The sequence below is a fragment of the Hyphomicrobium album genome (genome assembly GCF_009708035.1).
GTDB classification, from domain to species: Bacteria; Pseudomonadota; Alphaproteobacteria; order Rhizobiales; family Hyphomicrobiaceae; genus Hyphomicrobium_A; species Hyphomicrobium_A album.
Map to the genome: position 1 here is coordinate 631,820 of NZ_WMBQ01000001.1, position 12,159 is coordinate 643,978.

Consider the following 12,159-nt stretch of genomic DNA (forward strand, 5'->3'; position numbering starts at 1 on the left):
ATGCCATGGCCCAGGTCATCAACGACGACCTCGATCACGACGGTGTGGTGGTCGAGCGAAAGGTCATCCCCCAGCACACGCGCACATCACCGCTGGCAATCATCATCTTGATCGCCTTTGCTGCAACCTGCGCATATGTATTCTTTGGCGGAAATATCCGGGCCCCGGACAATGCCCCGGTCGCCCCGACGCCGACGACAACTGCGCCGCAATAGCGAGACCCTACGGCGACCGCTTCTTTTGGCTGGCGCGCAGCCCGCGCGTCGGCCGGCCGGCGGCGCCCTGCAGCTGCTCGCGGAACTCGTCGCGCTTCTCGTGGATCGAAGCGATGACCGGGCCGGTCGGGACGCCGAGACCTACGAGCGTCGCCTCGGAGAGCTGAAGGCTCGCCTCGATCGTCTCGGGAACCGCATCGGAAACCTTCTGCTTGTAGAGCTGGCGGGCGTGCTCCGCGTCGCGGGCGCGGGCAACGATGATGATGTCGTCGCGCAGCTCGCGCAGCGCCGTAACGATTTCACTGACGGCCGATGGCTTGTTGATGGTGATAACCACGCCCCTGGCTTCGTCGAGGCCGCAGCGCTTCAGGAACTGCGGGTTCTTGGCATCGCCGAAATATACGGGGTAGCCCTCCTCACGGCAGCGAGACACCACGGCGGGGTCGCGCTCGACGATGATGTGCTTTACGCCATGTCGCTTGAGCATCTCCGAAACCAGCGCGCCCACGCGCCCGCATCCGATGACGATGGCGTCGAAGTGCTCCTTCGGTGGCGGCACACTCAGCGCCGGGTCGGCAGCCTCCCTCTTGGTGGTGAGAGAGCGCGACCAGCGGCGGGCTACGTAATCGAGCGCCGGCACCAGCGCCATCGAGAACGACGTGAGCGCCAGCACCAGCTCACCCATACCCGGCTCGACGATCTTCTTTGCCATCGCGAGCCCGATGACGATGAACGCGAACTCGCCGCCCGGACCCAAGAGCGCCGAGGTTTCGATCGTCGCCGGCCAAGACACCCGGAACCAGCGCAGCAGTACGACGAGGACGCCGGACTTTATGGCGATGAGGCAGAGAAGGCCGAGCATGATCGGCAGCGGGTTGTTCCACAGGTAGGCGATGTCGAGGCTCATGCCGACGGAGAAGAAGAACACGCCAAGCAGCAGCCCCTTGAAGGGGTCGATGGTTGCCTCGATGGCGCGGTGATACTCGGTTTCCGCGAGCAGTAGGCCGGCGACGAACGCGCCCAAAGCCATCGACAGCCCGGCCGCCGCGGTGACGAGGCCGCTGCCGACGGCGACGAACAGCGCTGCGGCGACGAACAGCTCGGTGGAGCCCGCCGCGGCGACGGAGCGGAACAGCGGGCGAAGCAACGCTTTGCCGACCAGCGCAATCAGCCCGATGACAAGCACCGCCTGCCCGAATGCCTGCGCCAGGCCGGCAAGCAGGTTGCCTTCACTTTCGGGACCCAGAATGTTGACGAGGAACAGCAGCGGAACGACTGCGAGATCCTGCAGAAGCAGGATCGCGAAAGAGGTTCTGCCGGTGCTGCTGCTCAGCCGTCCACCGCGCGACAGCACCTCGATGACGACCGCCGTCGACGATAGCGCCAGCGAGAAACCGATGAGCGTCGCCGCTCCGGCGCCGGCTCCATAAAGCGCCGCTATTGAGCCGATGATGACCGCCGAGATCGACACCTGCAGCGTGCCGAGCCCGAACACCAGCCGCCGCATGGTAATGAGGCGCGTCAGTGATAGTTCGAGGCCGATGATGAACAGCAGGAAGACGACGCCGAGCTCGGCCATAGCGCCGAGGCCGCGCTCCTCGGAGACCGTTATCCATTGCAGCGGGGGGAGCACGCCCTGGAGCGCACCCAGCCCATGCGGACCGAGCACGGCACCAGCGATCAAAAAGCCGAGGATGGGGCTGAGGCGGAAGCGTTGACCGAGCGGCACGAGCACAGCCGCGGTGGCGAGGACGATCATCGCCTCGCGATAGATGGTGAAATCGGTGCCTTCCGCCGTCATCTCGTTCCCCGCGCGATGCCCCGCCACGCATCACATGCGAGGTCATCTCGTCGATCAATAGCAGAATCGTCCCGCAATTGAGGCGGGGTAGATTTGCTGATCGTTGAGAAGTTCAGGCGGCGTTGAGACGGTCTTCGATCGCTTGCAGCGCCGCATCGGCGCGCGAGCCGTCGGGGCCCCCCGCCTGCGCCATGTCCGGCCGCCCGCCGCCGCCCTTGCCGCCGACCGCCTCCGAGCCGGCGCGCACGAGATCGACGGCGCTCACCTCGCCGGTGAGATCGGTGGTGACGGCGACGACGATGCCGAGCTTGCCGTCGACGGAGTTGTTGGCGATGGCGACGATACCGGAGCCGATCTTGGCGCGGCCGTCGTCGGCCATCGCCTTCAGGTCCTTCATCTCGACGCCGGTGACGGACAGCTTGAGGAACTTGCGTCCGCCGACCTCGACGATGGCGGGACCTGCGTCCTTGCCGCCGCCGCCCATGGCGATCTGCTTCTTGGCCTCCGCGAGCTGACGCTCGAGCTGCTTGCGCTCCTCGATCAGCGCCTTGACGCGCTCGGCCGCATCCTCGGGCCGCACGTGCAGCGCCGAGGCGATCTCCTTGAGGCGCGTCTCCTGCTCGGAGAGGTAGGCGCGTGCGGCATCGCCGGTCAGCGCCTCAATGCGGCGCACGCCGGACGCGCTCGCCCCTTCGGCCAGAACCTTGACGAGGCCGATGTCGCCGGTGCGCTTCACGTGCGTGCCGCCGCACAATTCGACCGACCAGCCGAGCGTATTCGCACCCGGAGCAGCACCCATCGACACGACGCGCACCTCGTCACCGTACTTCTCGCCGAACAGCGCGCGGGCGCCGGATTGCTTCGCTTCCTCGACGCCCATCAGCCGCGTCTCGACCGGCGCGTTCTCGACGATCACCGCGTTGGCGATGTCTTCGACCTTGGCGATCTCTTCCGGCGTCATCGGCTTGGTGTGCACGAAGTCGAAGCGCAAGCGATCGGGCGCGACGAGCGAGCCGCGCTGCGCGACGTGGTCGCCCAGGACCTGGCGCAGCGCCTCGTGCAGCAAGTGGGTCGCCGAGTGGTTGGCGCGGATCGACGAGCGCGCCGCGTGATCAACCTCCAGATCGACCGCGTCGCCCGGCTTGAAGCCGCCCTTCTCCACCTTGCCGAAGTGCACGAAGAGGCCGCCCGCCTTCTTCTGCGTGTCGGCGACGCGGAACAGCTCGCCCTTGGCGCCGCGGATAACGCCCGTGTCGCCAACCTGGCCGCCGGATTCGCCGTAGAACGGCGTCTGGTTGACGACGATCGCCGCCTCGTCACCGGCTTTGAGCGCCTTCGTCTCCTTGCCGTCCTTCACGAGCGTGACGATCTCGGCGCTCAGCGTCTCGGTGTCGTAGCCGATGAACTCGGTGGCGCCGGTCTTTTCCTTCACCTCGAACCAGACCGATTCCGTCGCCGCCTCGCCCGAGCCCTTCCAGGCTTTGCGCGCTTCCGCCTTCTGCCGCTCCATCGCGGCATCGAAACCCTTGGTGTCGACGGCGACGCCCCGGGCGCGCAGCGCATCCTCGGTGAGGTCGAGCGGGAAGCCGTAGGTGTCGTAGAGCTTGAACGCGGTCTCGCCGGGCAGCACGTCGCCCTTCTTCAGTTTTGCCGTCGCGTCGCCGAGCAGGCCGAGGCCCTTGGCGAGCGTCTTGCGGAAGCGCGTCTCTTCCAGGTGCAGCGTCTCGGTGATGAGCGGCTGGGCGCGCTGCAGCTCGTGGTAGGTGTCGCCCATCTCGTGCACGAGCGACGGCACCAGGCGATACATCAGCGGCTCCTCGGCGCCGAGCAGGTGCGCGTGGCGCATGGCGCGGCGCATGATACGGCGGAGCACGTAGCCGCGCCCTTCGTTCGACGGCAGCACGCCGTCGGCAATCAAGAAGCTCGTCGCGCGCAGGTGATCGGCGATGACACGGTGCGAGGCCTTGTGCTCGCCCGTCGCGGCGATACCTGTCGCCTGCACGGAAGCGGCGATCAGCGCCTTGAACAGATCGATGTCGTAGTTGTCGTGCACGCCCTGCAGCACGGCGGCGACGCGCTCCAGCCCCATGCCGGTGTCGACCGAATGCTTCGGCAGGTCGACGCGCTCGCCACCCGGCAGCTGCTCGAACTGCATGAACACGAGATTCCAGATCTCGACGAAGCGGTCGCCGTCGGCGTCCTTGGAGCCGGGCGGGCCGCCGAAGATCTTGTCGCCATGGTCGAAGAAGACTTCCGAGCATGGGCCGCAGGGGCCGGTGTCGCCCATCTGCCAAAAGTTGTCGCTCGAGGCGATGCGGATGATCTTGTCGTCGCCGAAGCCGGTCAGCTTCTTCCAGATCCGATAGGCCTCGTCGTCGGTATGATAGACGGTGATCGTCAGCCGCTTCCTGTCGAGGCCGTACTCCTTGGTCAGCAGATCCCAGGCGAGCGGGATCGCTTGCTCCTTGAAGTAGTCGCCGAAGGAGAAGTTGCCGAGCATCTCGAAGAAAGTGTGGTGGCGGGAGGTGTAGCCGACGTTGTCGAGGTCGTTGTGCTTGCCGCCGGCGCGCACGCACTTCTGCGAGGACGCCGCCCGCACGTAGGGGCGGGTCTCCTGGCCCGTGAACACGTTCTTGAACTGCACCATGCCGGCGTTGGTGAACATCAACGTCGGGTCGTTGCGCGGCACCAGCGGCGACGACGGCACGACCGCGTGGCCGTTCTTCTTGAAGAAGTCGAGAAACGTGCGGCGGATGTCGTTGACGGAGGCCATGGATCGCTTTCGGGAATAGGCGCCAGGAGCGCCGGGACCATCGGGGTCCGGCGCCCGCGTGTTCGGGCCTATCCGTCGCGGATCAGAAGCCTTTGTGTCAAGCGCCTGCGGCGCTTTCTACCGCCTACGCCGGTATGAGTGTCATCCTCGGGCTTGTCCCGAGGACCACGCCACCGCGTACGCCCGACAATGGGAATATGCTGCGACCTGGATCCTCGGCCTAAAGCCGAGGATGACATGGGATACAAAGGCAGGACTACCGCTTGGCGCGGGCGGGTTTCTTGCCGCTGTCGTCCTCGTCAGGCAGCACGCCATCCTCGTCCGGCTCCTCGCCCTCCTCGCCTGTCTGCTCCTCGATGAGGAGCTTGTCGACGATGAGGCCGGCATTCTGGCGGATCGCCTTCTCGATGGCCGTAGCCACCTTCGGGTTCTCCTTCAGGAACGCCTTGGCGTTCTCGCGCCCCTGGCCGATGCGGTTGCCGTCGTAGGAGAACCAGGCGCCGGACTTCTCGACCACGCCCACCTTCGAGCCGAGGTCGATCAGCTCGCCGTTCTTGGAGATGCCCTCGCCGTACATGATGTCGAACTCGACCTGTTTGAACGGCGGCGCCACCTTGTTCTTGACGACCTTGACGCGCGTCTGGTTGCCGACGACCTCCTCGCGGTCCTTGATCTGGCCGATGCGGCGGATGTCGAGGCGCACAGAGGCATAGAACTTCAGGGCGTTGCCGCCGGTCGTCGTCTCCGGGTTGCCGAACATGATGCCGATCTTCATGCGGATCTGATTGATGAAGATCACCATTGTCCCCGACTTGGAGATGGAGGCGGTAAGCTTGCGCAGCGCCTTGCTCATCAGGCGCGCCTGCATGCCGGGTTGCATGTCGCCCATCTCGCCCTCGAGCTCGGCCTTGGGCGTCAATGCGGCAACGGAGTCCACCACCAGCACATCGACGGCGCCGGAGCGCACCAGCGTGTCGGCAATCTCCAGCGCTTGCTCGCCACTGTCGGGTTGCGAGATCAAGAGGTCCTCGACCTTGACGCCGAGCTTCCTCGCGTAAACCGGATCGAGCGCGTGCTCGGCGTCGACGAAGGCGCAGATGCCGCCGGTCTTCTGGGCTTCCGCCACCACCTGCAGCGATAGAGTCGTTTTGCCAGAGGATTCAGGCCCGTAGATCTCGACGACGCGGCCGCGCGGCAGGCCGCCGATACCGAGCGCGATGTCGAGGCCCAGCGAGCCCGTGGAGATCGCCTCCACGTCCATGCTCTGGTCGCTGGCGCCCAGCCGCATGACCGAGCCCTTGCCGTGCATCTTCTCGATCTGGGAGAGCGCCGCCTCCAGCGCCTTCATCTTGTCCATCGCACCCCCCTCGACGACCTTTAATTCCGGCCGGTTCGTCATGTCGTTCACCTATATGGCAAGCGCCCTACGTTCTCAATTTCGACTCAACTGTACCCTTTTTGTTCTTGTTGGTCCAGACCGCGTTAAGGGCACCGAAATACTTCCCCGGCAACGCTGAGCGCATTCTGTTTGTTGCGTAGCGTGCGTCCCATGTTGAACAACATCATCTCCACTGCCGCCAACGCCATGGCGGTGCAAAGCCAGAGACTTGAGGCGGTTGCCCAAGCCATCGCCTCCACACGGCCAACCGTTGGTCCCGCGCCGGGCGCTCCGGGCACGCCCGTCCGCATCGGCGCCCTCCCTCTTGGCGATGCCATCGAGAACATCACCACCCTGGCAGAGGTCGAGCTCGCCTACCGCGCGAACGCCGCAGTCATCGGCACGGCTCTCGTTCTGATCGACACGCTGCTCGAACTCGTCGAACCCGACTGCGACGAGTGCTAGTCGGGTGCCGTCTCGCACCGGCGTTTACCCGTAAGCATTGGGTTTCTGGCGTTGCCTGGCCAGGACGATGACGGCTGGCATTGCGGCGCTTGCAGGAAATTCGCTACTAGCCGTCGTTGTCGCCCATGTGCGCGCCCATCTGGAGGGCCAGCTCAGTGACGAGCGTTTCGGCCGCCGTAGCCGATACTGCGGCAAGCCCTGTCACCTCTCCGTCCGGATAGATGACGACAGCGATGTGAGGCAAATCGGATTTAGGCGGTCCGTAGACCGCGATATACGCAGGCTTGCTTGTCATTTTTTGTGAACCCCGCCGAAGGGCAAGAGATAGCGGCATTCCACCCGAGGTTGTCAAAGCGATTTTCCGGCTTAGATGAACACCGGGGATTTCCGGTGGTGAAAGGTGAGAGGCATTCGCGTGGGCAGCGTTGCCAATTGGCCGCAAGCGGATCGCCGTTAACGCGCTAAAGTCATTGATCAATCGAGAGCCGATTCGCGAGCCGTGATGGCCGATATCGCAACCGTGGCGCAGGAGCTGGCGGCTGAGAAAGCCGCAGCCATCGCGCCCACATCTGCGCCCTCCGATGCCGCCGCCTCCGCCGAGGCGGCGACCCTCATCGGCGTGCTCGACGCCGACCAGCGCATTCGCGCCAACGCCGAGCAGAACGAGCGGACGCTGTGGGCGAGCGCGGTGTTCGTCACGCTGCTCTATGTAGCGGTCATCGCCGCGCAGCTGATGAACCTCGGCGGCTTCAGCGGCATCGAGCGGGAGCTGGAGCGCCAGCGCAAAGAGCGCATGGGGCAAGGCGGGGACTCGGTCAGCGTCGAGCTCGTCCCCGAGCCCGACTTCAAAGCCAAGACGGAGAAGTGGCGCGACGGCGCCAACCAGCCGCCCAACCCCGCGCCGCCGCAACCGCAGCAGCAGGCGGCGCTGCCGCAGCCGCCGGTCGAGCAACCACAACCGACGGAGAAGCCGAGCGAGGAGCCGGCGAAGGATGAGCCGCAGGAGCAGCAGGAGAGCGCGGAGAAGGAGCAGGAGAGCGAGAAGGAGCAAGAGAAGGAGCAATCCTCGATGCCCTCCCTCGAAGCCCTCGTCGATGCCGCCGCCAGCGACCTGCAGGACCAGGTCAAGGCGCATTACGACCGCAAGCAGATGCAGCAGCGCCGCCCGCAGCGCCAGCAGCAGGCGATGTTCTCCGGTGGCGGCATGCAGGTGCGCGGCACAGGCGCCGGCGGGAAGTCCGATGCCTTCAACAAGAGCGTCATCGACGCCCTGATAAAGACGCGCCCCGGCCCCCTGGCACTGTGGGGCCGAGTACTCGTCACCTTCCAGATCACCCAGCAGGGCGACCTGTTGTACGTCCGCGTGCTGCACTCGAGCGGCAACAAGGCGATGGACGACGCGGCCGTCAACGCCATCCATCGCGCCAAGTTCGCGAAGCCACCGGAAGGCCTTTCGGCCGAGGCGCGCACCTACATCATCGACTACGTCTTCGGCTGAGCGGCCCCCTAGCCGCAAGAGACCTGCAAGCGCGCCCGACGTGGCTACATCGCCACAACCTCCAGCCAACGAATCAGCCAGTGTGCGAAACCTGTGGAAATCCCGCCGAGGAAGGGTGGACTATGCGCGTGCTGATCGTTGCGACCGCCGCGTTGCTCGTGCTCTCATCGGCGGCGCTCGCCGATGGATTTCAAACCACGGTGACGCCGATCAAGCCGGGTCCCACCGGTTGGCACTACCAGTTCACCCCTTATGCTTGGCTCACCTGGGTCGAGGGCGACGCGGTCATTAAGGGCCGCGAGTTCTCGATGAGCCAAAATCCGGCGCAGGTCTTGTCCGACCTCAACTTCGCCTGGATGAGCTATCAGCAGATGCGGCGCGGGGCGATCACGCTGTTCTCCGACGTCATTTATGCCGACGTCGCGGACTCCACCGACCTCGTCACCTCGAAAACCTTCTCGCCGCACGTTGCCGGCACGCTCGGTACCGCCCTGTCGGCCGACTACCGCTTTTGGATCGTCGAAGCCGGCTTCATGTACGAGACCAACCGCTTCAAGTGGGGGCACTCGGCGGCCGAGACCGACACCACGCTCGATCTGCTCGCGGGCCTGCGCTATTGGCACCAGGAGCTCGACGTCAACGTCGCGCTGGCCGGCACGCTCAACGTCGACGGCCTGATCGTATCGGGAGCCACCGCCCTGGCGCGCTCGGGCGGCGTCGACTGGGTCGATCCGTTCATCGGCGCGCGGCTCACGCACACGCTGCATCCGGGCGAGGAGCTGATGTTGCGCGGCGACTTCGGCGGCTTTGGCGCCGGCAGCCAGTTCACCTGGCAGCTCATCGGCACTTACTCGTCCTACCTCGGCAGCCGTGGCGGCATCGATTTCGACGGCTACCTCGGCTACAAGGCGCTGTCCGTCGACTACGATCAGGGCGTCGGCACGGGCCGCTACGAGTTCGACGTGATCCAGCACGGTCCCGTCGTCGGCATCACCGGCGAGTTCTGATCTCTCAATCGAGCGCCTGCAGCGGCGCCCAATCCGGGTGGTCGAACTCCTTGCCGTAGCGCGCCAGGGCCTCGTCGGCCCGCACCAGACCGTCCAACGGATCGGCGCCCGCCGCCGGCTTCGCCACGGCTTCGATCCCCGCAACGATCTCATCCAGCAGCCCGCGAAGCTTCTCGCGTCCGTCACCCGACAGCTTGGTGGTGGAGAGAATTTTTTCTGATTCCGCCTTCACCTGACTGGCGAACCGCTGCGCGTGGTCGGGCGGCATGCGCCGATGCGTGACGAGCGAATGGTTGGTGCGCACGAGGTCCCGGATCGCCAGCATCCCATTCCGCACCGGCTCGTCGGTCGGCAGCGGCGCGAAGGCCGCTCCCGAATTCGGCAGGAGCGACTGCGCCATCGCGGCAGGAGTGCCGAGAAAGGCGACGGCGAGCACGAGGAGGCGGAGGTGGGTCATGCCCCGAGCTTAGCCGATTACTCGCGGCTAAGCTCCTCTTTCACCTTGGCGGCGAGCTGCGGCAGCGAGAAGGGCTTGGGCAGGAACGCGAAGTCCTCGTCACCCAGCGCCGACTTGAAGGCGTCGTTCGGATAACCTGAGACGAAGATGATCTTCAGGTTGGGATTGGTCTTGCGCAGCTCCTTGAGAAGCGTCGGGCCGTCCATCTCCGGCATGACCACGTCGGAGACGACGATGTCGATCTTGCCCTTGTGCTTCTCCATGACCTCGAGCGCCTCGACGCCGGTCGAGGCCTCGAGAACCTTGTAGCCCTGGCGCTTCAAGGCGCGGGCGGCGAAGTTGCGTACGACCTCCTCATCCTCGACGAGGAGCACGCGGCCGGTGCCGGTGAGATCGGCGGCGCGCTGCTCCCTCTTCTTCTCCTTCGGGGCGACGACTTCCTCGTCCTTGTCGGCCTGGTAGCGCGGCAGGTAGATGCGGAAGGTCGTGCCCTTGCCGACCTCGCTCTCCGGGTAGATGTAGCCGCCCGACTGCTTGACCATGCCGTAGACCGAGGCGAGGCCGAGACCTGTGCCCTTGCCGATCGCCTTGGTGGTGAAGAACGGCTCGAAGATCTTGTCCATCACCTCGCGGCTCATGCCGTGGCCGGTATCGCCGACCTCGATCAGCACGTACTCGCCCGGCACGAACTCGCGGTTCTCGAACTTCTGTGTCTCGCGCTCGGGAACATTGCGGGCACGGATGGCAACCGTGCCGCCATCCGGCATCGCGTCCTTGGCGTTGGTGACGAGGTTGTACAGCGCCTGCTCGAACTCGTGCTTGTCGACCATCACCGTCCACAGGTCAGGCGAGGTGGAGATCTTCAGCTCGCTCTTCTCGCTGACGAAGCCCTTCAACATGTTGAACTGATCGGTGAGAACCTCACCGAGATTTATCACCTCGTTCTGCAGCGTCTGCTGACGGGCCAGGGCCAGCAACTTGCGCACCAGCTCGGCGGCGCGGTTGGCGCTGGCCTTGATGTTAGTAAGGTCCTTGTAGGCAACATCCTTCGGCCGATGCTGGGCGAGCAGCATGTCGGAGAAGCCGAGGATCGCGGTCAGCATGTTGTTGAAGTCGTGGGCGATGCCGCCCGCGAGCTTGCCGACCACTTCCATCTTCTGGCTCTGCGCAAACCGCGCTTCCAGCGCCTTCTGCTCGGTCGCGTCGACGACATAGAGGATCGCCGCCTCGCGCGCACCGCCCGCCGCGAACGGGCTCATGTAGACGCGCGTGACGTGATCGCGCTTGGCGCCGGCGGCGATCTCGATCGGCACGGTATGCACGCGGCCCGAAATGACCCGCTGCAGGGCCTCGTCGACCGCTTTGCGCGTCTCGGCGTCGGCGGCGCGGCCCAGCGCATCGGCAGCGGCGATGCCGGTGCCGGCCGCACCGTCGAGCAGCATGCGGCAGAACGACGAGTTCGCCGACACGATGCGCCCGTCGGAGCCGAGCATCGCGATGCCAAACGGCGCCGACTGGAAAAAGCGGGCAAAGCGGGCGCCCGACGCGTCCTCTTCGAATTCCGCCGCGCCGTCGCCGGCAAGATCGACGATCGCCACCGTCAGGCCCTTGCCGCTCGGCACCGCCCGCGCCAAGAGGCGAGCCGGCATGACGCGGCCGTCCTCACGCGCGAGATCGAAGTCGAGCGTCGCCGCTTCCTGGCTCTCCGAGCCGGTAAGGCGCGAGACGAGCGCCGCGCCGTCGCCCGAGGCGATATCGGCAAGCGTCAGCCTCTCGTCGAGTACGGCGCGCGGCGTGCGACCGATCCAGCGGCCGAGCGTGCCGTTGACGTGCAGCAGCGTTCCGTCGGCCGCAACCGACGCCAGGCCGATCGGAGCGTTGTCGAATTGCGCGAGCTGGACCTCGACGCCGGCGACGCGGTTCGCTTCGCGCTGGCGGTCGGCGGTGACGTCGGTGAGGCGCCAGAGAACGAGTTCCTGCGCGCCATCGCCGGCAAGCGGATTGACCGCGAGCTGCAGCGTGCGGCGGGGGCGCCCGCCCACGACCATGCGGCCGATGGAAAATTCTTCAGACAGCGCCTCGCCGTGCTCGGCGGCGCGCGTCAGGCGGAACAGCGCGGCGCTCCCTGCCGCGTCGCTGGCAAGAAACTGCTGCAGGCCGACGACGGCATCGCGCTCGCCGCGCCCGATGAAGCCCTCGAACGCCGTGTTGGCGTAGACCGGCTCGCCCTCGCGCCGCGCGATCATCACGCCGACATCGAGACCGTCGGTGGCGGCCTTCACCACTTCGGCGAGCGGCAGGCGCTGTCCGAAGCGGATGTAGCCGGCGGAGTAGGCGAGCAGGAAGAACACACCGGCCGTCGCCAGCGCCACCAGCGCGGCGATGAGCACGGGCGTTCCCGCGCCGCTCGCCACCACGCCCAGCGCGATGATCGCGCCGGCGACGATGGCGCCGACGGTCGGCAGGTAGCTGCCCAGCCCCTGCATCGGTGAAATGGCATCGAAGGGAGCGGACGGCAGCTCGATTGCGTCGTGCTCGCGCATACGCAAAGAGGCTATCTGATTC

General features: G+C 66.0%; 10 protein-coding genes. 4 read left to right on the top strand and 6 right to left on the bottom strand.

Features of this window, described 5'->3' with window-relative positions; genetic code table 11:
- Positions 1-5: 5 nt before the first annotated feature.
- A complete protein-coding gene (locus tag GIW81_RS03095) occupies positions 6-215 on the top strand; it encodes a hypothetical protein (protein ID WP_154737871.1) in 210 nt (69 codons plus the stop codon).
- A gap of 7 nt (positions 216-222) precedes the next feature.
- Here GIW81_RS03095 and GIW81_RS03100 read toward each other — a convergent pair whose 3' ends face one another.
- From GIW81_RS03100 to recA, 3 genes are all read right to left on the bottom strand, one after another.
- Positions 223-2,016, bottom strand: a complete 1,794-nt coding sequence (locus GIW81_RS03100) for a cation:proton antiporter domain-containing protein (RefSeq protein WP_154737872.1) — start codon at positions 2,014-2,016, stop codon at positions 223-225.
- A gap of 112 nt (positions 2,017-2,128) precedes the next feature.
- Entirely contained in the window at positions 2,129-4,789 is a 2,661-nt protein-coding gene (alaS, locus tag GIW81_RS03105) for an alanine--tRNA ligase (protein WP_154737873.1), read from the bottom strand.
- A gap of 256 nt (positions 4,790-5,045) precedes the next feature.
- Positions 5,046-6,188, bottom strand: coding sequence for a recombinase RecA (gene recA, locus GIW81_RS03110; RefSeq protein WP_154737874.1), 1,143 nt, complete (start codon positions 6,186-6,188; stop codon positions 5,046-5,048).
- A gap of 150 nt (positions 6,189-6,338) precedes the next feature.
- Here recA and GIW81_RS03115 point away from each other — a divergent pair, with 150 nt between their 5' ends.
- Positions 6,339-6,632 (top strand): hypothetical protein, encoded by a 294-nt coding sequence (locus GIW81_RS03115; protein ID WP_154737875.1) that lies wholly within the window; start codon positions 6,339-6,341, stop codon positions 6,630-6,632.
- A 106-nt stretch (positions 6,633-6,738) separates the two neighbouring features.
- On the opposite strand, the gene GIW81_RS03120 is transcribed toward GIW81_RS03115, so the two are convergent.
- Entirely contained in the window at positions 6,739-6,927 is a 189-nt protein-coding gene (locus tag GIW81_RS03120; protein ID WP_154737876.1) for a hypothetical protein, read from the bottom strand.
- A gap of 207 nt (positions 6,928-7,134) precedes the next feature.
- Here GIW81_RS03120 and GIW81_RS03125 point away from each other — a divergent pair, with 207 nt between their 5' ends.
- A complete protein-coding gene (locus GIW81_RS03125) occupies positions 7,135-8,130 on the top strand; it encodes an energy transducer TonB (protein ID WP_154737877.1) in 996 nt (331 codons plus the stop codon).
- Positions 8,131-8,252: 122 nt separating this feature from the next.
- Positions 8,253-9,137, top strand: a complete 885-nt coding sequence (locus tag GIW81_RS03130; protein ID WP_154737878.1) for a hypothetical protein — start codon at positions 8,253-8,255, stop codon at positions 9,135-9,137.
- A gap of 4 nt (positions 9,138-9,141) precedes the next feature.
- On the opposite strand, the gene GIW81_RS03135 is transcribed toward GIW81_RS03130, so the two are convergent.
- A complete protein-coding gene (locus GIW81_RS03135) occupies positions 9,142-9,594 on the bottom strand; it encodes a hypothetical protein (RefSeq protein WP_154737879.1) in 453 nt (150 codons plus the stop codon).
- 17 nt (positions 9,595-9,611) lie between these two features.
- Positions 9,612-12,137, bottom strand: coding sequence for a response regulator (locus GIW81_RS03140; RefSeq protein ID WP_229309065.1), 2,526 nt, complete (start codon positions 12,135-12,137; stop codon positions 9,612-9,614).
- Between the last annotated feature and the right edge of the window lie 22 nt (positions 12,138-12,159).